General features: G+C 68.3%; 24 protein-coding genes. 13 read left to right on the forward strand and 11 right to left on the reverse strand.

All coding sequences use genetic code 11. From position 1 onward, the window contains the following. The first annotated feature begins 136 nt into the window (after nt 1–136). Both GTO19_RS06255 and GTO19_RS06260 read left to right on the forward strand, forming a co-directional pair. On the forward strand, nt 137–427 hold the full coding sequence (locus GTO19_RS06255; RefSeq protein ID WP_291019251.1) for a type II toxin-antitoxin system RelE/ParE family toxin: 291 nt from the start codon (nt 137–139) through the stop codon (nt 425–427). Between the two features lie 9 nt (nt 428–436). Continuing rightward, a complete protein-coding gene (locus GTO19_RS06260) occupies nt 437–742 on the forward strand; it encodes an addiction module antidote protein (protein WP_291019253.1) in 306 nt (101 codons plus the stop codon). Between the two features lie 13 nt (nt 743–755). On the opposite strand, the gene GTO19_RS06265 is transcribed toward GTO19_RS06260, so the two are convergent. The 5 genes from GTO19_RS06265 to GTO19_RS06285 all read right to left on the reverse strand — a co-directional run bounded on the left by GTO19_RS06265 (nt 756) and on the right by GTO19_RS06285 (nt 5,494). Next, entirely contained in the window at nt 756–1,646 is an 891-nt protein-coding gene (locus GTO19_RS06265) for a branched-chain amino acid ABC transporter permease (RefSeq protein ID WP_291019351.1), read from the reverse strand. Between the two features lie 97 nt (nt 1,647–1,743). Continuing rightward, complete coding sequence (locus tag GTO19_RS06270) at nt 1,744–2,631, reverse strand: branched-chain amino acid ABC transporter permease (protein WP_291019255.1); 888 nt, start codon at nt 2,629–2,631, stop codon at nt 1,744–1,746. A gap of 19 nt (nt 2,632–2,650) precedes the next feature. After that, entirely contained in the window at nt 2,651–3,856 is a 1,206-nt protein-coding gene (locus GTO19_RS06275; RefSeq protein WP_291019353.1) for an ABC transporter substrate-binding protein, read from the reverse strand. Between the two features lie 60 nt (nt 3,857–3,916). Continuing rightward, nucleotides 3,917–4,621, reverse strand: a complete 705-nt coding sequence (locus GTO19_RS06280; RefSeq protein WP_291019257.1) for an ABC transporter ATP-binding protein — start codon at nt 4,619–4,621, stop codon at nt 3,917–3,919. Between the two features lie 87 nt (nt 4,622–4,708). Then, nucleotides 4,709–5,494, reverse strand: coding sequence for an ABC transporter ATP-binding protein (locus GTO19_RS06285; RefSeq protein ID WP_291019259.1), 786 nt, complete (start codon nt 5,492–5,494; stop codon nt 4,709–4,711). Nucleotides 5,495–5,708: 214 nt separating this feature from the next. Between GTO19_RS06285 and GTO19_RS06290 the strand changes: the two genes are divergently transcribed. Then, nucleotides 5,709–6,515 carry a thioesterase family protein gene (locus tag GTO19_RS06290; RefSeq protein WP_291019261.1) on the forward strand — a complete coding sequence of 269 codons (807 nt, stop codon included), beginning with the start codon at nt 5,709–5,711 and terminating at the stop codon, nt 6,513–6,515. A gap of 37 nt (nt 6,516–6,552) precedes the next feature. Here GTO19_RS06290 and GTO19_RS06295 read toward each other — a convergent pair whose 3' ends face one another. The 3 genes from GTO19_RS06295 to GTO19_RS06305 all read right to left on the reverse strand — a co-directional run bounded on the left by GTO19_RS06295 (nt 6,553) and on the right by GTO19_RS06305 (nt 9,737). After that, on the reverse strand, nt 6,553–7,053 hold the full coding sequence (locus GTO19_RS06295) for a GNAT family N-acetyltransferase (RefSeq protein WP_291019263.1): 501 nt from the start codon (nt 7,051–7,053) through the stop codon (nt 6,553–6,555). Then, nucleotides 7,050–7,331 (reverse strand): DUF1778 domain-containing protein, encoded by a 282-nt coding sequence (locus GTO19_RS06300; protein ID WP_291019265.1) that lies wholly within the window; start codon nt 7,329–7,331, stop codon nt 7,050–7,052. The genes GTO19_RS06295 and GTO19_RS06300 overlap by 4 nt, the downstream gene beginning before the upstream one ends. Before the next feature lie 75 nt (nt 7,332–7,406). Further along, the gene (locus tag GTO19_RS06305; protein WP_291019267.1) at nt 7,407–9,737 is read right to left on the reverse strand and encodes a patatin-like phospholipase family protein; all 2,331 of its coding nucleotides are present in this window, start codon (nt 9,735–9,737) and stop codon (nt 7,407–7,409) included. Between the two features lie 105 nt (nt 9,738–9,842). Here GTO19_RS06305 and GTO19_RS06310 point away from each other — a divergent pair, with 105 nt between their 5' ends. Next, nucleotides 9,843–10,607 carry an enoyl-CoA hydratase gene (locus tag GTO19_RS06310; protein ID WP_291019269.1) on the forward strand — a complete coding sequence of 255 codons (765 nt, stop codon included), beginning with the start codon at nt 9,843–9,845 and terminating at the stop codon, nt 10,605–10,607. 42 nt (nt 10,608–10,649) lie between these two features. Here GTO19_RS06310 and GTO19_RS06315 read toward each other — a convergent pair whose 3' ends face one another. Continuing rightward, nucleotides 10,650–11,150 (reverse strand): hypothetical protein, encoded by a 501-nt coding sequence (locus GTO19_RS06315; RefSeq protein ID WP_291019271.1) that lies wholly within the window; start codon nt 11,148–11,150, stop codon nt 10,650–10,652. A gap of 139 nt (nt 11,151–11,289) precedes the next feature. Between GTO19_RS06315 and GTO19_RS06320 the strand changes: the two genes are divergently transcribed. Beyond that, the gene (locus tag GTO19_RS06320; protein ID WP_291019274.1) at nt 11,290–11,604 is read left to right on the forward strand and encodes a hypothetical protein; all 315 of its coding nucleotides are present in this window, start codon (nt 11,290–11,292) and stop codon (nt 11,602–11,604) included. Here GTO19_RS06320 and GTO19_RS06325 read toward each other — a convergent pair. Then, nucleotides 11,596–12,135, reverse strand: coding sequence for a shikimate kinase (locus GTO19_RS06325; RefSeq protein ID WP_291019276.1), 540 nt, complete (start codon nt 12,133–12,135; stop codon nt 11,596–11,598). The two genes, GTO19_RS06320 and GTO19_RS06325, sit on opposite strands and share 9 nt — an antisense overlap. A gap of 238 nt (nt 12,136–12,373) precedes the next feature. Between GTO19_RS06325 and GTO19_RS06330 the strand changes: the two genes are divergently transcribed. Genes GTO19_RS06330 through GTO19_RS06340 form a run of 3 tightly spaced genes read left to right on the forward strand, consistent with a single transcriptional unit; the run spans nt 12,374 to nt 15,076 of the window. Continuing rightward, nucleotides 12,374–13,591, forward strand: a complete 1,218-nt coding sequence (locus tag GTO19_RS06330; protein ID WP_291019279.1) for an ABC transporter substrate-binding protein — start codon at nt 12,374–12,376, stop codon at nt 13,589–13,591. Continuing rightward, entirely contained in the window at nt 13,588–14,379 is a 792-nt protein-coding gene (locus GTO19_RS06335; protein ID WP_291019282.1) for an ABC transporter ATP-binding protein, read from the forward strand. The genes GTO19_RS06330 and GTO19_RS06335 overlap by 4 nt, the downstream gene beginning before the upstream one ends. After that, nucleotides 14,372–15,076, forward strand: a complete 705-nt coding sequence (locus tag GTO19_RS06340) for an ABC transporter ATP-binding protein (protein ID WP_291019284.1) — start codon at nt 14,372–14,374, stop codon at nt 15,074–15,076. Before GTO19_RS06335 ends, GTO19_RS06340 begins: the two co-directional genes overlap by 8 nt. Before the next feature lie 13 nt (nt 15,077–15,089). On the opposite strand, the gene GTO19_RS06345 is transcribed toward GTO19_RS06340, so the two are convergent. Continuing rightward, nucleotides 15,090–15,938, reverse strand: coding sequence for an AraC family transcriptional regulator (locus tag GTO19_RS06345; RefSeq protein ID WP_291019286.1), 849 nt, complete (start codon nt 15,936–15,938; stop codon nt 15,090–15,092). Nucleotides 15,939–15,969: 31 nt separating this feature from the next. On the opposite strand from GTO19_RS06345, the gene GTO19_RS06350 reads away from it, so the two are divergent. The 5 genes from GTO19_RS06350 to GTO19_RS06370 all read left to right on the forward strand — a co-directional run bounded on the left by GTO19_RS06350 (nt 15,970) and on the right by GTO19_RS06370 (nt 20,451). Next, complete coding sequence (locus GTO19_RS06350; protein ID WP_291019288.1) at nt 15,970–16,863, forward strand: branched-chain amino acid ABC transporter permease; 894 nt, start codon at nt 15,970–15,972, stop codon at nt 16,861–16,863. Between the two features lie 119 nt (nt 16,864–16,982). Next, on the forward strand, nt 16,983–17,873 hold the full coding sequence (locus tag GTO19_RS06355) for a branched-chain amino acid ABC transporter permease (protein WP_363302957.1): 891 nt from the start codon (nt 16,983–16,985) through the stop codon (nt 17,871–17,873). 32 nt (nt 17,874–17,905) lie between these two features. Continuing rightward, entirely contained in the window at nt 17,906–18,739 is an 834-nt protein-coding gene (locus GTO19_RS06360; protein ID WP_291019291.1) for a phosphoenolpyruvate hydrolase family protein, read from the forward strand. A 42-nt stretch (nt 18,740–18,781) separates the two neighbouring features. Further along, nucleotides 18,782–19,225: an SRPBCC family protein gene (locus GTO19_RS06365; protein ID WP_291019293.1), complete on the forward strand. Its 444-nt coding sequence runs from the start codon at nt 18,782–18,784 to the stop codon at nt 19,223–19,225. Next, nucleotides 19,222–20,451: a Tm-1-like ATP-binding domain-containing protein gene (locus GTO19_RS06370; protein ID WP_291019295.1), complete on the forward strand. Its 1,230-nt coding sequence runs from the start codon at nt 19,222–19,224 to the stop codon at nt 20,449–20,451. The genes GTO19_RS06365 and GTO19_RS06370 overlap by 4 nt, the downstream gene beginning before the upstream one ends. Nucleotides 20,452–20,504 lie beyond the last annotated feature (53 nt).

Consider the following 20,504-nt stretch of genomic DNA (forward strand, 5'->3'; position numbering starts at 1 on the left):
CAATGGCATCCAAAGAAGGCGCCCAAGGGGCGCCCTTTTTTTGGGAGCGTGCGATACCCCCAAGGTGCCCAGGATGGGCGAGCAGATAGGATGTCGACCCGGCAATCGGTGTATCCTATGAAATACATCCGCTGCTATGCTTGAGGTTCGCCAGACCAGCGTCTACGCCAAGTGGTTTGCCGGCCTTCGTGATCGACAAGCCAGAGCGCGCATCGATATCCGCATTCGGCGCTTGTCCCTGGGCAACGCGGGAGACGTGAAAGCCGTGGGCGATGGCATCTCTGACCTGCGGATCGACCACGGGCCCGGCTATCGCGTGTACTTTTTGCAGAGGGGAGCGACATTCGTCCTCCTCCTGGCGGGCGGCGACAAGTCCACCCAGGTCCGCGATGTTCGTGAAGCCAAGGCGCTGGCGCGCCAGCTATAGGAGTCAAGCATGAGCAAACCCATCACCAACCCCTGGGACCCTGCCGAGCACTTCAGCAGTGAGGAAGACATGGTCGCCTACCTGGAGGTCGCGTTGGCCGACGGCGACCCGGCGCTCATTGCCGCTGTGTTGGGCGACATCGCGCGCGCCAAGGGCATGACCCAGGTCGCCCGCGAAACGGGTCTGGGCAGGGAGAGCCTCTACAAGGCGCTGTCGCCAGAAGGCAATCCGGCGTTCGCCACCATCATGAAGGTGATTTCGGCGCTGGGTTTGCAGCTTCACGCATCGGCGGCCGGAGCAAAGGCCGCGGCCTGAGGCATCCGCAAGCTCAGAGCGGCTTCTTGATCAGGTTCGCGATCTCGCCCACCACCCCGCGGCGGAACGCCAGCACGCAGATCACGAAGATCACGCCCTGCACCACCGTGACCCAGGCGCCGAGTTGCGCCAGGTAGTTCTGCATCGACACGATGATGGCCGCGCCCACCACAGGCCCGAACAGGGTGCCCATGCCGCCCAGCAAGGTCATCAGCACGACCTCGCCCGACATGCTCCAGTGCACGTCGGTGAGCGAGGCGAGCTGGAACACGATGGCCTTGGTGGCGCCGGCCGCGCCGGCCAGGCCGGCCGAGAGCACGAAGGCCAGGTGCTTGTAGCGGTCGGTGTCGTAGCCGAGGGAGGTGGCGCGCGCCTCGTTCTCGCGGATGGCCTGCAGCACCTGGCCGAAGGGCGAGTGCACCACGCGCCAGATGAGCAGGAAGCCGGCGAAGAAGATCACGAACACCACCGCGTACATCGCCAGGGGCTGGCTCAGGTCGATCAGACCGAAGAGATGGCCGCGCGGCACCGCCTGGATGCCGTCCTCGCCGCCGGTGAACTTCGCCTGCAGGCTGAAGAAGAACACCATCTGCGCCAGGGCCAGGGTGATCATGGCGAAGTAGATGCCCTGGCGGCGGATGGCCAGGGCACCGACCACCACGCCCAGCAGCACCGCGCAGCAGGTGCCGAAGAGGATCGCCAGCTCGGGTGTGAAGCCCCAGACCTTGGCCGCGTGCGCCGACGCGTAGCCCGCGCCGCCGAGGAACATGGCGTGCCCGAAGGAGAGCAGGCCGCCGAAGCCGATGAGCAGGTTGAAGGCGCAGGCGAACAACGCGAAGCACATCACCTTCATCAGGAACACCGGGTACACCACGGTGGGCGCGATCAGGAAGAACGCGGCCATGATGGCGAAGGCGATGGCCAGGGACGAGTTGCCGGCGGGGGCCTTGTGGGCGCTGCCCGCGTGCGCGATGGTGGTGGTCGTGCTGCTCATCGCGGCTTCACTTCTCGGTTCCAAAAAGGCCCGCGGGCCGGATCAGCAGCACGATGGCCATGATCACGAAGATGACCGTGCTGGACGCTTCGGGGTAGAAGACCTTGGTGAGGCCTTCGATGATGCCCAGGCCGAAGCCGGTGAGGATGGCGCCCATGATGGAGCCCATGCCACCGATCACCACCACCGCGAACACCACGATGATGAGGTCCGAGCCCATTTGCGGGCTCACCTGGTAGATGGGGGCGGCCATCACGCCGGCCAGCGCGGCGAGGCCGACGCCGAAACCGTAGGTGAGGGTGATCATGCGCGGCACGTTCACACCGAAGCCTTGCACCAGCGTGGGGTTCTCGGTGGCCGCGCGCAGGTAGGCGCCGAGCTTGGTGCGTTCGATGACGAACCACGTGGACAGGCACACGATGAGCGAGGCCGCCACCACCCAGCCGCGGTAGTTGGGCAGGAACATGAAGCCCAGGTTCTGCGCGCCCATGAGCTGCGACGGAATGGCGTAGGGCTGGCCAGAGGAGCCGTACTCGTGCCGGAACAGGCCCTGGATGATCAGCGCAATGCCGAAGGTGAGCAGCAGGCCGTAGAGGTGGTCCAGCTTGTACAGCCGCTTGAGCATGAGGCGCTCGATCAGCACGCCGGTGATGCCGACCACGATGGGCGCGATCAGCAGCGCCCACCAGTAGCCGATGCCCAGCTTGTTGAGCAGCAGCCAGGCCACGAAGGCGCCCATCATGTACTGGGCGCCGTGCGTGAAGTTGATGATGTTGAGCAGACCGAAGATCACGGCCAGCCCCAGCGAGAGCAGGGCGTAGAACGAGCCGTTGATCAGCCCGATCAGCAACTGCCCGAACAGGGCCGCGGTGGGAATGCCGAAGATCTCGGTCATGCTCTGGACATCCTCTCGCTTACTTCACCAGGGGGCACTCGCCGTCCTTGAGGGGACGGAAGGCCTGGTCGGCGGGGATGGTGGCGCGCAGCTTGTAGTAGTCGTACGGCCCTTTCGATTCGGAGGGCTTCTTGACCTCGAACAGGTAGGCCGGGTGGATCTTGCGGCCGTCGGGGCGGATCGTGCCCTTGCCGAACAGCGGGTCGTCGGTGGGCAGCTCCTTCATCTTGGCGATGGTCTTGGTGCCGTCGTCGGTCTTGCCGGCTTCCACGGCCTTCAGGTAGTGCAGCACGGCGGCATAGACGCCCGCGTGGTCGGCGCTGGGGTACTTGCCGCCGTTGCGTTCGGCGAAGCGCTTGCTCCAGGCGCGGGTCTGGTCGTTCAGGTCCCAGTAAAAGGTCTCGGTGAAGATCAGGCCCTGCGCGGTGTTCAGGCCCAGGCCATGGATGTCGGGCAGGAAGACCAGCAGGCCAGCCAGGTTCTGACCACCCTTGGTGATGCCGAACTCGGCCGCCTGCTTGATGCTGTTGATGGTGTCGCCACCGGCGTTGGCCAGGCCGATGATCTTGGCCTTGGACGACTGCGCCTGCAGCAGGAAGGAGCTGAAGTCGCTGCCGGGGAAGGGCGTGCGCACCTTGCCCAGCACCTTGCCGCCGTTCTTCAGCACCACGGCCTCGGTGTCGCGCTCCAGCGCGTGGCCGAAGGCGTAGTCGGCGGTCAGGAAGAACCAGGTGTCGCCGCCGGTCTTCACGATCGCGCTGCCGGTGCCGTTGGCCAGCATCCAGGTGTCGTAGAGCCAGTGCACGGTGTTGGGGCTGCACTGCTTGCCGGTCAGGTCGGAGCTGGCCGCGCCGGTGTTGACGAATGCCTTGCCTTTTTCCTTGGTGACCTGGTTGATGGCCAGGGCCACCGAAGAGGTCGGCACGTCGAAGATGGCGTCAACCTTCTCCACGTCGTACCAGGTGCGCGCCACCGTGGAGCCCACGTCGGGCTTGTTCTGGTGGTCGGCCGAGACGACCTCGACCTTGAGGCCCTTGTTGGTGGCGGTGTAGTCCTCCACGGCCATGCGCGCGGCCAGCACGGAGCCCGGGCCGCCGATGTCGGCGTACAGCCCGGACATGTCGTTCATCACGCCGATCTTGACCACCCCGTCGGAGATCTGCGCCTGCGCAGCCCCCGCCGTCAGCAGCGCCGCGGCGGCGGTGGCCAGCAGCTTCGTCGTCATCCTCTTCATGTCGTCGTCTCCTTCAGTCAGTGTGAACGTGGAAAGACCCACCGGCGTTGTTCAGACACCGAGGTACTCGTGCAACATGCCCATCTTCGCGTCGAGCTCGGCAGCGGAGAAGCCCTCGACGATGCGGCCATGTTCCATGACGTAGAAGCGGTCGGCCAATGGCGCCGCGAAACGGAAGTTCTGTTCGACCATCACGATGGTGAAGCCACGCTCGCGCAGCGTGCGGATGGTGCGCGCCAGCGTCTGCACGATCACCGGCGCCAGGCCTTCGGAAATTTCGTCGAGCAGCAGCAGCTTGGCGCCGGTGCGCAGGATGCGCGCCACCGCGAGCATCTGCTGCTCGCCGCCCGACAGGCGCGTGCCCGGGCTGTTGCGGCGTTCCTTCAGGTTGGGGAACAGCTCGTACAGCTCATCGAGCGGCATGCCGCCATCGGCCACCACGGGCGGCAGCAGCAGGTTTTCCTCGCAGCTCAGGCTGGCGAAGATGCCGCGTTCCTCGGGGCAGTAGCCCAGGCCCAGGCGCGCCACCTGGTGCGTGGACATGTTCACCGTCTCCTGGCCGAACAGGCGGATGGAGCCGGTGCGCTTGCCCACCATGCCCATGAGGGCCTTGAGGGTGGTGGTGCGGCCCGCGCCGTTGCGCCCCAGCAGCGTCACCACCTCGCCGCGGTTCACGCGCAGGTCGACGCCATGCAGGATGTGCGACTCGCCGTACCAGGCGTTGACGCCGCTGAGGTTGAGCAGTTCTTCGCTCATTGGGTCTCCCGCCGGGCCGCCCCAAGGAAGGTCCGCACCCCCTGAGGGGGCAGCGAATACACGAAGTGATGAGCGTGGGGGGTCACGTCAATGGGCTCCTTGCAGTTCGGCTTCGGCGCTGCCCATGTAGGCCTCCAGCACCTGCGGGTTGGCCGACACCGTGGCGTAGTCGCCTTCGGCGATGACCTGGCCGCGCTGCAGCACGCTGATGGTGTCGGCGATGCTGGACACCACGTTCATGTTGTGTTCCACCATCAGCACCGTGCGGTTGGCCGACACCTTCTTGATGAGTTGCGTCACGCGCTCCACGTCCTCGTGGCCCATGCCCTGCGTGGGCTCGTCCAGCAGCATCAGCTCGGGCTCGGTGGCCAGGGTGGTGGCGATCTCAAGCGCGCGCTTGCGGCCGTAGGGCAGCTCCACCGTCACCCAGTCGGCGAACTCGGCCAGACCCACGGTCTCCAGCAGTTCCATGGCGCGCGCGTCCAGGCGGTCGAGCGCCTTCTTCGATTTCCAGAAATGGAAAGACTGTCCGGTGGCGCGCTGCAGGCCGATGCGCACGTTCTCGCGCACGCTCAGGTGCGGGAAGGTGGCGGAGATCTGGAACGAGCGCACCATGCCGCGCCGCGCCACCTGCGCGGGCTTCTGCGGGGTGATGTCCTCGCCGTTGTAGAGGATCTGCCCGCGCGTGGGGATGAGGAACTTGGTGAGCAGGTTGAAGACGGTCGTCTTGCCCGCGCCGTTGGGCCCGATGAGGGCGTGGATCTGGCCGCGCTGCACGCGCAGGTTCACGTCGTTCACGGCAACGAAGCCCTTGAACTCCTTGACCAGTCCGCGGGCTTCCAGAATGCAGTCGGTGGGGGTGTTCGTTGCCATGTAGGAGGGGCATTGTGGGCATGCCACCCATATGAAGAATGAGGGGAAACCCCACGGGGCATCGATGGCTTGCTATGGATTCAGGCTATTGCAAGCTTGGCCGCCAGCGCGCTTGCCACTCCAGGTGCCAGGCTGTCGCGCAAGCAACAGCGTGTGACTGTCAACTGGCCGACAGTCGCGTGCGCGTGCACGCGGCTGGTGCACACTGCCGGAGATGAATTCGCACCCACTCGATCAGGCCATCGCGCTCGACACCCTCGCTCCCGGCCGCTATGGGGGCCACACCGATCCGGCCTGGGCCAACATGGTCGGGCCGTTCGGCGGCATCACCGCGGCCACGGCGCTCAATGCCATCCTTCAGCACGCCGACCGCCTCGGCGAGCCGGTCGCGTTCACCGTCAACTTCTGCTCGGCGCTGGCCGATGGCGATTTCGAGGTGGAGGCGCAGGCGGTTCGCACCAACCGTTCCACGCAGCACTGGGCGGTGAGCATCGAGCAGGGGGGCGAGACCGTGCTCACCGCCACCGCGCTGACGGCCACGCGGCGCGAGACCTGGGGCGCGCAGGAACTGCGTCCGCCGCAGGTGCTGTCGCCCGCGGGCCTGGGCAAGCCGCAGATGGCGGCCCTGGTGGAATGGGTGAAGCGTTACGACCTGCGCTTCGCCGAAGGGCCGATCCCGCGCGTGTGGGACGGCGAGGGCGAGAACAGCCGGACCACCGTGTGGGTGCGCGACGAGCCGCCGCGGCCACTGGACTTCGCCAGCCTCACCGCGCTGTGCGACGTGTTCTACCCGCGCGTCTGGCGCCGCCGCGCCACGCGCGTGCCGGCGGGCACCGTGTCGATGACGGTCTACTTCCACGCCGGCAGCGCCGAACTGGCCGCGGTGGGAGACGGCTGGCTCATCGGGCAGGCGGAGGCCAGTGCGTTTCGCAACGGCTACTTCGACCAGCGCGCCCAGGTGTGGAGCCAGGCGGGGGCGCTGCTGGCCACCACGCACCAGGTCGTCTACTACAAGGAATAGGTGCTGCCGGTGGGGTGCGGCAACGCCGGGCGCATCGTCACCGCTTGGCCGGCACGCCGGCCAGCGGCAGGAACAAGGTGCACGGCGAGTCAGGCAATGCGATGAAACCGTGGTGACGGTAGAACGCGGCCGCCGTTTCGTCCTTCGCGTCCACCATCAACGCGTGGGCCGCGATCTCGGCGCGGGCCGCGCGGTCGAGTGCGTCCGCGAGCAGTGCACCGCCCAGACCTTCCCCCTTGAAGTTCGCGTCGACGGCCAGACGCCCCATGCGCACGGTTGGTACAGAGGGGTAGCGCGGAAGCTTCTTGCCGGTGCTGGCGGGCAGATCGGCCAGCAGAACGCTGGCCGATGCCAGGGTGTAGTAGCCCGCAATGCGGGACTCATCGGCCAGCGCCACGAAGCAGGTGGCCACGCGTCGGGGGATGTCCTGGGTGACCTGTTCTTTGAGGTAGCGGTCCAGCGCGGGTGAGCCACTGTCGAATGCGGCACGGTCATGCGCCCCGTCCAGCAAGGCCAGGCGAAACGGCGCGCGGCTCATTCCGCGCGCAAGAGCTTGCGGCGGTGGGCGATGGCCCGCTTCAAGGCCGGCGAGGGCTTCGGAGGTGACTGCAGCGCCTTGGCGAAGCACGCCTGGTCCGCCAACGACAAACGCATGACGTCGGCTTGCTCGATGGCGCGTTGCGCGGCGTCCTGAACGGCAGTCACCACGAAATCCGTCATCGTCCGTCCTTGAAGTTCGGCGGCCCGTTTGAGCATCAGATGCAGGTTCGTGCTGATCCGGGCCTCAAGGCGGGCGGTGGATGAGGTTGAGCGCATGGTTTGGCAGAGGAGGCGTACGGCAGATTGCCGGATTATCGCTCTGTTCGTAGGGTCGTCCAACCGCCCCGCCGCTCAGGGCCGGCCCAGGAACAGGTACAGCCCGGTGAAGCCCTTGGGCGCGCTCACCACGCTCAGGTACAGCGGGCCGATGCCCGTGTCCGCGCCCACGAACAGGCTGCCGCCGGCCAGCAGGTCGCTGAAGGACACCTCGCGGCGGTCCAGCCAGGCGTTGCCCGCCTCCAGGGAGCCGCCCACGAACAGCGCGCGCGCGATGCCCACATCCCAGGGCAGGCGGCGGTAGTACGTCAGGCGGCCGAAGGCCAGGTAGTTGCCTGCCACCTGCCCGGAGCGGAAGCCCGACAGGTTCTGAAAACCGCCCAGCGAGTACTCGTCGATCGCGCCGATCGGGATGTTGTTGGCGTGCGCGAAGCGCAGGCCCACGTTGAAGGTGTGCTGACCGAAGCTGCGCACACCGGTGAACGAGCCTTCGACGCGCGCGAAGCTGCTGCGCTCGCCGCCGCGCACCTCGCGCCGGCCCACCACCACCTCGCCGAAGGCGCGGTAGCCGCGCGAGGGAAAGTTGGCGTAATCGAGCTGATCGGCCATCACGGCGGCGCGCACCCCGGCCTCGCGCCAATGCACGTTCAGCACGCCGGGCAGGATGTCGAAGCCCGGTTGCACCAGTTCCAGCTCGGACTGCCGCGCGCTCGTCAGCACGCCCAGGCGCATCTCGCCGACCGAGCCCTGGCGGCCGATCGGCCAGCCGATGTCGGCGCCCAGCCGCAGCGATTCGCGCTGGATGCGCGCCAGCGGGCGGCTTTCGCTGTCGTACAGGTCGATCTTGCGCACGGTGATGTCGCCGTAGCCCGCCACGAAGGTCTCGCCGGAGAGGCCCAGCGGCTGGTAGATCTCGGAGTACAGGCCCAGCGTCTCGCCGAGCTGCACGCGGTTGCGCCATTCGGTGCCGCTGGGCGTGAGCCAGTGCCGGTTGTGGCTGATGCGCAGGTTGAAGGCGCCCTCGCCACGGAAGTCGGTGCGCAGGTCGATGCCCACGCGCAGGTAGTTGGGTCCCCAGTTGTTTTCGCGCAGGCCCACCACCAGGTCTTCCCCGCCGCTGTCGGGGTCGCGCACCAGTCGGTAGTCCACGCGCTCGTAGTCGCCGCTGGCGGCCAGGGCCTCCATGTCGTGTTCGATCACGTCCACGTCGGCGCGCTGGCCCTTGAGGTGCTCCAGCCCCACACCCAGGCGCTGCGCGCGAGCCTCGTCCACCCCCTCGAAGCGGATGCCCGCGATGGTGCCCACGCGGGTGGCGTTGAGCTCGCTCTGGCTGTGCCGGGCTTGCGTCCAGTCGGCGTACTGGCGCTCATCCACCGCGAAGCGTTCGAGCGCGGCCCCCACGGTCTGCGCGTACGCGTTGCCCAGGCGCACCAGCTCCGCGGCCTGGTCGAAGTCCGCCGAGGTGAGCTTGCCCAGTGGCGGGGTCAGCAGCAGGTCGCGCGGCGTGAGCATGGCGATGCTGGCCTTGACGTTCTGCTCGGTGAGGATGTGCACCATCTGCGTGGTGATCCCCACCAGCGAGTACAGCGTCTCGCGCCCGGCCAGCGGCGTGCCGATGTTCACCGCGATGATCACCTCGGCGCCCAGTTCGCGCGCCACGCTCACCGGCAGGTTGTTCACCAGGCCGCCGTCGCCCAGAATGCGCCCGTCCAGCCCCAGCGGCGAGAACACGCCCGGCACCGACATGCTGCCGCGCAGCGCCGCGGCCAGGTCGCCGCGGTCCATCACCACCTCCTGGCCGGTCTCCATGTCGGTGGCCACCGCGCGAAAGCGCGTGGGCAGCGCGTCGAAGCTGCTGAGGTGGCGCGTGGGCAGGGTGTAACGACGCAGCAGCATCTCCAATGAGCGCGAAGACACCGCGCCCGTGGGCAGGCGGAACTCGCCATCGCGAAACCCGAGCAGGAGCACCGGCGAGAGCTCGAAGTCCTCCTCCTTGCGACGCTGCGAAAGCATCTGGCGCGGCTGGCGCGTATTGAACAGGCCGTTCCACTCCACCGACAGGATCTCGCGCTCGAGCTGCTCGCCCGTCATGCCGCTGGCGTACAGGCCGCCGATGATGGCGCCCATGGAGGTGCCGACGATCAGGTCCACCGGCACCCGCGCGGCCTCCAGCGCCTTGATGACGCCCACGTGCGCGAAGCCGCGCGCGCCGCCGCCCGAGAGCACCAGCGCCACGCGCGGGCGCGGCTGCGGGGGCAGGGGCGCCTGGGCTGCGGTGGCCTCCCGGGCTTGAGGCAGCTTGTCCTGGGCGTGCGCCGGGGCGACCGCGAGGCCCAGGCCCGGCAACAGGAAACACAGCAGCAGGAGGAACGGCAAGCGCGACGGACGGGGCAGACGAAGGCGCATGAGCGTCGTGTGAGAGACAGGTCGAGGGAGGCAAGTCTAGGGCGCCCCGGGGGCCTTCGTGGTAACTTGCCCGGCTGCTGTGTTCAACCCTTCCAGCGAACGACCATGAGCGACATCCTCGTCCACACCGAAGCCGGCATCCGCACCGTCACCCTCAACCGGGTCGACAAGAAGAACTCCATCACCTCGGCCATGTACGGCGCCATGGCCGACGCCCTGGCCAGCGCGGTGGACGACCCCGCTGTGCGCGTGGTGCTGCTGCAGGGCCACGAGACCGTGTTCTCCGCCGGCAACGACATCGGCGATTTCCTGAACAACCCACCCGCCGGCCTGGACTCGCCGGTGTTTCGCTTCCTCAAGGGCATCGCCACCTTCCCCAAGCCACTGCTGGCGGCGGTGTGCGGCCCCGCGGTGGGCGTGGGCACCACCCTGCTGTTCCACTGCGACCTGGTCTACGCAGGCGACAACGCCGCCTTCTCCATGCCCTTCGTGAACCTGGGCCTGTGCCCCGAGGCCGCCAGCAGCCTGCTGGTGCCGCAGATGCTGGGGTACCACCGTGCCGCCGAGGCCCTGCTGCTGGGCGAGCCCTTCATGGCCGAAGCCGCGCTGGAGGTGGGCCTGGTCAACCGCGTGCTGCCGCCCACCGAAGCCAACGACTACGCGCAGTCGGTGGCGAAGAAGCTCGCGGCCAAGCCGCTGAGCTCGCTGGTGGAGACCAAGCGGCTCATGAAGAAGGGGCAGGAAGAGCGCGTGCTGCGCACCATCGCCGAAGAGGGCGAGAGCTTCGGGCGCATGCTGCGTGAACCGGCGGCGAAGGAGGCCTTTGGCGCCTTCATGGAGCGGCGCAAGCCGGATTTTTCGAAGGTTTGAGCGAGGACGGGCGGGGCCGGCAGACGCCGCCGGCCCGCCCGATCACTTCGGCTGCTTCAACTTGCTGTAGGCGAGTTCGCCGATGTTCTCCGCGACCTGGCCGATGCCCTGCCAGGCGTTGCGGTAGTAGTCCTCGACCTCATGGGACTTGCCCTGGTGCTCAATGGTCGCCTTGATCTCGTCCTTACCCGCCAGGGCCCCGGCCGTGAGGCGGGCGAAACCCGATCGCGCGGTGTAGGACTTGATGGTCAGGGTGGCCACGTCGGTGCTGGACATCTGCGCCCCCTCCTCAGCGGCCATCCGGGCATAGGCGTCGGTGATGTACCCCCGCACGGTCTCGCTCACCTCGCAGCTGCCGCAGTCCGTTTTTACCCGCAGCATCGGCACGCGCCACTGGCCGGCGGCCGGTTTCGGGGCGCTGGCCTGGGTGGCGGCGGGGGCGGTTTGGCTGGCGGGCGCGGGGTCCGGGCGGGTGCTGGCGCAGCCGGTCAACCAAGCCGCCAGCGAGAGGACGCAAAGGGAACAAGACCGATGGAAGTTCAAAACAAGGCTCCTGAAGTCTGGCTGGACAGGCTGTCCCGAGATGGCGGGTCGTAGGATAGCCGGCTGGACATGGGGCTGCGTTGGCGCGATGCCGCGAGCGGGCCCAGACACCCATGCCCGCGTTCACGACCTGGCCCCGATGCCCATCCGCCGCCTCACGCCCGACGACGCCGCCGCGTACCGCGAACTGCGCTTGCGCGCGCTGCGTGAGCACCCCGAGGCTTTTACGTCCGACTGGCAGACCGAGCGCTCACGACCACCGGAGGAGTCTCGGCAACGCCTGGCGTCGGTGTCGGTGCCTTTCTGGGGCGCTTTCGACGACAGCGGTGCATTGACCGGCATGGTCGGGCTCGACTGCCCTTCGCGCGCCAAGCAGCGGCACAAGGGAACGGTGGTGGCGATGTACACCTGGCCCTGTGAGGGCCGGCGGTGGCCGCGCGCGGCTTCATCTTGACCGTGGCAAGCCGAGGCCTTCGGCGATCGCGCGCGCGGCGCCTTCGGGGTCGAGGACCGCCGTGTCGATGACCAGCTGCGCGCGCGGCATCGCACGTTCCGAGGCCTCGAACTGGGGGCGCAGTTCCCGCAGCAGCTCCAGTGACCGCAGCTTCCCGAACTCCGCCCGGCTGGGGGCCGTCAGGCGCTGTTCCTGCACGCTGGCCGGAACGGTCAGTTGGACGAAGTTCGTGCGGCCCCCGGCGGCCTTCACCGCCTCGGCGACGCGCTGCGCAAAGCCGTCGGCGACGGTGGGCTCGGGCGCGAACGTGAAGATGGTCGAGCGCCGCGCCTCGGCCGCCTCGCGCAGCAGGTCGAGCCACAACCGCTCGCGCAGCCTGACGAAGCGCTCGCTGCCGAACGGGAAGACCGCCGCCACCGCATCGACGATCAGGTGGTTGTGGAAAACGGCGTAGCCGGTTGTGCGGCCCAAGGCCCTGGCGATGGTCAGCTTGCCGCAGGCGACAGGGCCATGGATGAATACGAGCTCCATGCGGGCTATTGTGGCCGTCGCCGGCGGGCCGCCCAGCGCCTGTGCGCGAGGACGCCCCCACGATGGACCGTTCGCCCGCCCACCGCCGGTGCGGGATAACCCGCATCGGGACGACCCGAAGGAATGTGGGTTTTGAGTAGACGCCTGTGCCTTCGGCCCATGGTTCACGCGGCCCCGCCTTCCTAGGATTCGCCCCACTCGAACACCGGTTCGGGGCTGACCATCCAAGAGGAGACACATGGGCAAGAAACTGTTGCATTGGGCGGCCGCCAGCGTGGTGGCCGCGGGCGTGGGTAGCGCGCAGGCCCAGTCGGGTACGCTGTCCAACGACGTGGTGCGCATCGGCGTGCTCACCGACATCTCGGGCGTGTACGCCGACATCTCGGGCAAGGGCGCGGTCGAGGCCGTCAAGATGGCCGTGGAGGACTTCGGCGGCAAGGTGTTCGGCAAGAACATCGAGGTGGTTTTCGCCGACCACCAGAACAAGGCCGATGTGGGTGCCGCGAAGGCCCGCGAGTGGTTCGACACCGGCGGCGTGGACATGATCAACGACCTGGCCAACTCCGGCGTGGCCCTGGCCGTGGCCGGCGTGGCCAAGGAGAAGAAGCGCCACGTCATCGTCAACAACGCCTCCAACGTGGGCGTCACCAACGCGCAGTGCTCACCCTACGCCGTGCACTACGCCTACGACGCCTATTCGCTCGCGCACGGCACCGGCAAGGCCATCGCCGAAGGCGGCGGCGACACCTGGTTCTTCCTGACCGTGGACTTCGCCTTCGGCATCGGCCTGGAGCAGCAGGTGAGCGAGGTGGTGCGCGCCAACAAGGGCCGCGTGGTCGGCGCCGCGCGCCACCCGCTGGGCACCACCGATTTCTCTTCCTACGTGCTGCAGGCGCAAGCGTCCAAGGCCAAGATCGTCGGCCTGGCCTCCACCGGCAACGACACCATCAACGCCATCAAGGCCGCGCAGGAATTCGGTGTCACCAAGAACCAGAAGCTGGCCGCGCTGCTGCTGTGGATCCAGGACGTGCACTCGCTCGGCCTGCAGACCGCGCAGGGCCTGCAACTCACCAATGCCTGGTACTGGGACATGAACGACGAGTCGCGCGCCTTCGCTCGCCGCTTCCAGCAGCGCGTGGGCCACATGCCCAACATGGCGCACGCGGGCGACTACTCGTCCACGATGCACTACCTGAAATCCGTTCAGGCCGCGGGCAGCGACGACCCGGACGCCGTGTCGGCCAAGATGCGCGAACTGCCCATCAGCGACATGTTCACCAGGAACGGCAAGATCCGCGCCGACGGCCGCATGGTGCACGACATGTACCTGTGGGAAGTGAAGAGCCCGGCCGAATCCAAGGGCCCGTGGGACTACCTCAAGCCGGTCAAAACGATACCGGCGGAGCAGGCCTTCATGCCGCTGTCGCAAAGCACCTGCTACCTCGTCAAGAAGTGAGGGCCGTTCTCGACACGCAGGGGCTCAGCCGCAGCTTCAACGGGTTTCACGCCGTGCGCGACGTGAACCTGTCGGTGGCCGAGGGCAGCATCCACGCGCTCATCGGTCCCAACGGCGCGGGCAAGACCACCTGCTTCAACCTGCTCACGCGCTTCATCGATCCGACGGCGGGCCGCATCCGCTACCAGGGCGAAGACATCACGCGCCGCAAGGCCGACGCGGTGGCGCGCGACGGGCTGGTGCGATCGTTCCAGATCTCGGCGGTGTTCGGGCAGCTCAGCGTGTTCGAGAACGTGCGCCTGGCCGTGCAGCGCGAGCGCGGCCATTCGCTGGACTGGTGGCGCAGCGAGCGGGTGCTCTCACGCTTCGACGAGCGCACGCACGAGCTGCTGGCCGAGGTCGGCCTGAGCGAGTGGGCCGCCACGCCCGCCGCCGAGCTGCCCTACGGCCGCAAGCGCGCGCTGGAGCTGGCCACCACGCTGGCCCTGAACCCGCGCGTGCTGCTGCTCGACGAGCCCATGGCCGGCATGGGCGCCGAGGACATCGCGCAGGCCGCGCAGCTCATCCGCCGCGCCGCGCGGGGGCGCACGGTGCTGATGGTTGAGCACAACTTGTCGGTGGTGGCCGATTTGTGCGACCGCATCACCGTGCTGGCGCGCGGGGAGGTGTTGGCCGAGGGCGACTACGCCGAGGTCTCGCGCAACCCACGCGTGGTGGAGGCCTACCTGGGCCAGGGCACGCACACGCAGACGCACGCCGCGGTCTCCACGGAGGCCGGCCATGGCTGAGCCGCTGCTGGACATCCGCGAGCTGCGCGCCTGGTATGGCCCCAGCCAGGCCCTGCACGGCGCCAGCCTTTACGTGAACGAGGGCGAGGTGGTGGCCCTGCTGGGCCGCAACGGCGCGGGCAAGACCACGCTGCTGCGCAGCGTGATGGGCCTGGTCGGGCGGCGCGAGGGTGCGATTCGCTTGCGCGGCCAGGAACTCATCGGCCTGGCGCCGCACCGCATCGCGCGCCAGGGCATCGCCCATTGCCCGGACGACCGCGGCATCTACGCCACCCTGAGCGTGCGCGAGAACCTGCGCCTGCCGCCCGTGGTGGCCGAGGGCGGCATGGGCGAGGCCGAACTGCTCGCGCTGTTCCCCAACCTGGCCGAGCGCGCCGCGTCGGCCGGCACACACCTCTCGGGTGGCGAGCAGCAGATGCTGGCCATCGCACGCATCCTGCGCACCGGTGCGCGCGTGCTGCTGCTCGACGAGCCCACCGAAGGCCTGGCGCCGGTGATCGTGGAGCGCATCGGTGAGCTCATCGCCACACTGCGTGGCCGTGGTTACACCATCGTGCTGGTCGAGCAGAACGTGCGCTTCGCGGCCAACCTGGCCGACCGGCACTACCTCATGGCCTCGGGCCGCGTGGTCGATGGTTTCGACGCCGCGACGATGCGGCGCGATTTCGACGCGATCGCGTCGCGTATTGGTGTTTGACGCGATGAAGCACTCACGTCGCCTGCGGCCGCCGCCTGTACTCCGAGGGGCGAAACCCCGTCATCCGCTTGAAGGTGTTGGAGAACGCGAAGGGGTTCGCGTAACCCACGCTGCGCGCCACCACCTCGACCTTGTCCTCGCTGGTGGCCAGCAGGTGCGCCGCGTGCGCGATGCGCAGCGCGGCCAATTGCTTGCCCGGGCTGCGACCCAGGCTCTTCTGGCACAAGCGGCGCAGGTTCTCCTCGCTGGTTCTGGCCAGCGCGGCCATCTCGGCCAGGTTCCAGTCGCGCGCCAGGTCGGCCTTCACCGCGTTCCACAGCGGCACCAGGCGTGGTTCGCGCTGCAGCGGCGCCAGGATGCGCGCGGCGTAGCGCTCGATCACATCGACCCACACGCCGCAGGTGCCGGGGTCGGCCGCACCCTCCATCTCGCTGGCCAGGCCCAGGATGGCGTGCTCCAGCACCCGCCCGTCGAAGGGCGAGATGGTGGGCGAGAGCGCGCCGTCGACGGAGTAGGGCGACTCGGGCATGAAGCGCACCCAGGCCAGGCGCCAGCGCTGGCCCGGTACGCAGTGGAAGGCATGCAGCACGTGCGCGGGAGAAAAGCTCACGCTGCCGGGCTTGTGCGTGTACCAGCGGCCGTCCAGGAAGGTGCGGCCTTCGCCTTCCAGGCACACCTGCATGAAGGCGCCGCTCAGGTGGGTGCGCACGATGGTGTAGGGCACGGCCGCATCCACCACCGCCACGTGCGCGATGCGGCGCGCCGCGAGCGCTTCGCACTGTTCGGCGCGCACCACGGTCTGCACCGAGTGTTCGCCCATCACATGGGTCTCAACGGAGATGTCGGGATGAGGGTTGCGCATGGCGCTCGCATGATAGGCAAGCGGGGTTCGCATGATTGAAATCTTCGGCCTGCCGCTGCCGGTGATCGCCGGCCAGGTGATGCTGGGCCTGGTCAACGGTTGCTTCTACGCCGTGCTCAGCCTGGGCCTGGCGGTCATCTTCGGCCTGCTGCGCATCGTCAATTTCGCGCACGGTGCCTTCTTCACGCTGGGCGCCTTCGGGGCCTGGATGTTGCACCTCTACCTGGGCCTGGGCTACTGGATGGCCCTGCTCGTGGTCCCGCTGGTGGTGGGCGCGTTGGGGGGCACGTTTGAGCGCTTGCTGCTGCGCCGGCTGTATGGCCTGGACCCCATCTACGGCCTGCTGCTCACCTTCGGCCTGGTGCTGTTCATCGAGGGCGGACTGCGCGTGGCCTATGGCACATCGGGCCAGCCCTATCCGGTGCCCGAAGCCTTGCGCGGCGTGTTCAACCTCGGCTTCATGGTGCTGCCGATTTACCGCGCCTGGGTGATCGTGGCCGCGCTGCTGGCCTGCGGGGCCACCTGGTGGCTGATCGAGCGCACAGCGCTCGGCGCGCGGCTGCGCGCCGCCACCGAGAAGTCGGCGCTCACGCAGTCCTTCGGCGTCAACGTGCCGTTGCTGCTCACGATCACTTACGGCGCGGGCATCGCGCTGGCGGCCTTCACCGGCGTGCTGGCCGCGCCCATCCTGCACGTGAACTCAGGCATGGGCTCCAACCTGGTGATCATCGTCTTTGCCATCGTGGTCATCGGCGGCATGGGCTCGGTGTTCGGCTCCATCGTCACGGCGCTGGGCATCGGCGTCATCGAAGGCCTCACCAAGGTCTTCTACTCGGAGGCGTCGACGACCATCATCTTCGTGGTGATGGCGCTGGTGCTCTTGCTCCGGCCACGGGGCCTGTTCGGCCGGGAGGGCTCGCAATGAACACCGTGCCCCCACGCTCCGCCGCTGCGCGGGTCGCTGCCCCCCAAGGGGGTGCGATTCGCCTTGGGGCGGCCCGGCGGCGAATCACGCCCATTGCCCTCATCGTTTTGATCGCCGCCTTGCTCGTCGTGCCCTGGGTGCCGCAGCTGCTGTACCCGGTCTTCGTGATGAAGCTCTTGTGCATGGCGCTGTTCGCCTGTGCCTACGGCCTGCTGCTGGGCTTCGGCGGGATGATGTCCTTCGGTCACGCGGCCTTCTTCGGCAGTGCGGCCTACCTCACCGGCCTGGCCGCCAAGACCTGGGGCCTGCCGCCCGAGCTGGCGCTGCTCGTGGGCACCGCGTTCGCCGCCGGCCTGGGCGCGGTGTTCGGTGCGCTTGCCATCCACCGCCAAGGCATCTACCTGGCCATGATCACGCTCGCGCTGGCGCAGATGGTGTATTTCATATTCCTGCAGTTGCCCTTCACCGGCGCCGAGGACGGGCTGCAGCAGATCCCGCGCGGCGCGCTGCTGGGTTTCATCGACCTGCGCAGCGACTTCGCGATGTACCACTTGGTATTGGCCCTCACGCTGGCGGGCCTGTGGCTCATCCACCGCGTGGTGCATTCGCCCTTCGGCCACGTCGTCGTCGCCATCCGCGAGCACGAGCCACGCGCCCGCTCGCTCGGTTACCCGGTGGAGCGCTACAAGCTCATGCTGTTCGTGCTCTCGGCGGGCCTGTCCGGCCTGGCGGGCTCGATGAAGGCCATCGTGTTCCAGGTGGCCGCGCTCACCGATGTGCACTGGCACCTCTCCGGCGACGTGGTGCTCATGGCCCTGCTCGGTGGCCTGCACACGGTGTTCGGCCCGGCCATCGGCGCCGCGCTGGTGGTGGCGCTGCAGTACTACCTCGATGCCTTCGGTGGCTGGGTGACGCTGGTCACCGGCCTGATCTTCATGGTGTGCGTGCTCTGTTTCCGCTCCGGCATCGCCGGCGCGTTCAATGCCTTCGTGGCGCGCCGCCGTTCCTGAACCTTCCCCTTCGTCACACACAGGAGTTCCCCATGCCGCGTTTCGAACGCCAGGCCCTCATGGACAAGTTCCAGTCCATGGTGCGCGCGCGCCAGCCCATCCTCGGCGGCGGCGCCGGCACCGGCATCTCCGCCAAGTGCGAGGAGGCCGGCGGCATCGACCTCATCGTCATCTACAACTCGGGCCGCTACCGCATGGCCGGGCGCGGGTCATCGGCCGGTCTGCTGGCCTACGGCAACGCCAACCAGATCGTTCTCGAGATGGCGGGCGAGGTGCTGCCGGTGGCGAAGAAGACGCCGGTGATCGCCGGCGTCAACGGCACCGACCCCTTCATCGTCATGCCGGTGTTCCTGAAGCAGCTCAAGGAACTGGGTTTCTCCGGTGTGCAGAACTTCCCCACCGTGGGCATCATCGACGGCACCTTCCGCCAGAGCCTGGAAGAGACCGGCATCAACTACGCCACCGAGGTCGAGATGATCGGCCAGGCCCACGCGCTGGACCTGCTCACCACGCCCTACGTGTTCTCGGCCGCCGAGGCCGTGGCCATGACCGAGGCCGGTGCCGACTTCATCGTGCCGCACATGGGCGTCACCACCGGTGGCACCATCGGCGCCACCACCGCGAAGTCGCTGGACGCCTGTGTCCAGCTCATCGACGAGTGGGGTGAGGCAGCGCGCCGGGTGCGCAAGGACGTGATCGTGATCGCCCACGGCGGCCCCATCAGCAGCCCGGAGGACGTGGCGTACGTGCTGAAGCACAGCTCGCACTGCAACGGCTTCTATGGCGCCAGCAGCATGGAGCGACTGCCGACCGAGATTGCGATCAAGGCCCACGTGGAGCGCTTTCGGCAGGTGGCCGCCGGCTGAAGGCAAACGCGACACACAAGACACGAGACAGGAGACAAACACATGGCAAGGGTTTACGTGAGCGCGGTGATGAACGCCACGCTGGAGCAGGCCTGGGGCTACCTGCGTGACTTCGGTCGCCTCGGGGAATACCACCCGTACTTCGAGAAGTCCTATATCGAGGACGGCAAACCCGCCGATCAGGTGGGCTGCGTGCGCCACTTCACCGTGCGCGACGGCGGCGGCACCCTGCGCGAGCAACTGCTGGCGCTGTCCGACGACACGCACCGCTGCCGCTACAAGATCCTGCACATCGACGCCGACTGGACGAACTATGTGGCCGAGATGCACCTGCTGCCCATCACCGAAGGCGACAAGTGCTTCGGCGAATGGTGGGCCGAGTGGGACGTGCCCGCCGACCAGGAGGCCGAGGCCGTGGAGCGCGTGAAGGGCACCTTCCGCACCTTCTTCGAGTGCGTGGACGCGCACTTCGGCCCGAAGCGATGAACGTGGCAACGGCGCCGGCCTGGGTGGTCGGCACCTTCGACACCAAGGCGCCGGAGCTCGACTACGTCGCCGGCCTGCTGCGTGCGGCCGGGGTGCGTGTCTTCACCGTGGACATCGGCACGCGTGGCGCCGAGGGCGTGGCCGACCTGGGCGCGCGCGACGTGGCCGCGCACCACCCACGCGGGTCCGGTGCCGTGTTCGGCACCAGCGACCGTGGCGAGGCGGTCACCGCCATGGGCGAGGCCCTGGGCCTGTGTGTGCTCGCCGGGCTGGCCGACGGTCGCATCGCCGGCATGCTGGGCCTGGGCGGCTCGGGCGGCACCTCCATGATTGCGCCCGCCATGCGGCGCCTGCCGATCGGCATGCCCAAGCTGCTGGTGTCCACCATGGCCTCGGGCAACGTGGCGCCCTACGTGGACGTGATGGACCTGATGCTGATGTACCCGGTGACCGACATCGCGGGGCTCAACCGGCTCTCGCGCACCATCCTGGCGAACGCGGCGCACGCCATGGCCGGCATGCTCACGCACCACGCGCCCGCGCTCGACGCCGCGCAGGACCAGCCCGCCATCGGCCTCAGCATGTTCGGCGTCACCACGCCGTGCGTGCAGGCCGTGCGCTCCATCCTGCAGGCCGACTTTGACGCCCAGGTCTTCCACGCCAATGGCTCGGGTGGCCGCACGCTGGAAGCGCTGGCCGCCGCCGGCCTGCTCAACGCCGTGGTGGACCTGACCACCACCGAGGTCGGCCAGCACCTGCACGGCGGCGTGTGCGACGCGGGCCCGAACCGCCTGGACGCCGCCGCCCGCCACGGCCTGCCCTGGGTCGGCTCGCTCGGTGCGCTCGACATGATCAACTTCGGCGCGCGCCACACCATTCCCGAGCGCCACCGCGACCGCCTGTTCCACGTGCACAACCCCGACGTGACGCTGATGCGCAGCAACGCCGACGAGTTGCGCGCGGCGGGCGAGCGCATCGCCGAACAGCTCAACCGGGCGCGCGGGCCGGTGCGTTTGCTGCTGCCGCTGCGCGGCCTGTCGATGCTGGATGCGCCGGGTCAGGCCTTCCACGCGCCCGAGGCGAACGCCGCGCTGTTCGACACCTTGCGCCGGTGCTTCGCCGCGAGCGAGGCGCACCGACTGATCGAACTCGACCTGCACATCAACGACCCGGCGTTCGCCGACACGGTGGCGCGGCAGGTGCGCGAGGTGATGGCCCTCGCCTGAGGCTGCGTCGGGCAGAAGGTGGCCGATTCACCGGCGCCATCGCCTACGATGCG

It is taken from the genome of Hydrogenophaga sp., from assembly GCF_011772445.1.
Taxonomy (GTDB): domain Bacteria; phylum Pseudomonadota; class Gammaproteobacteria; order Burkholderiales; family Burkholderiaceae_C; genus Hydrogenophaga.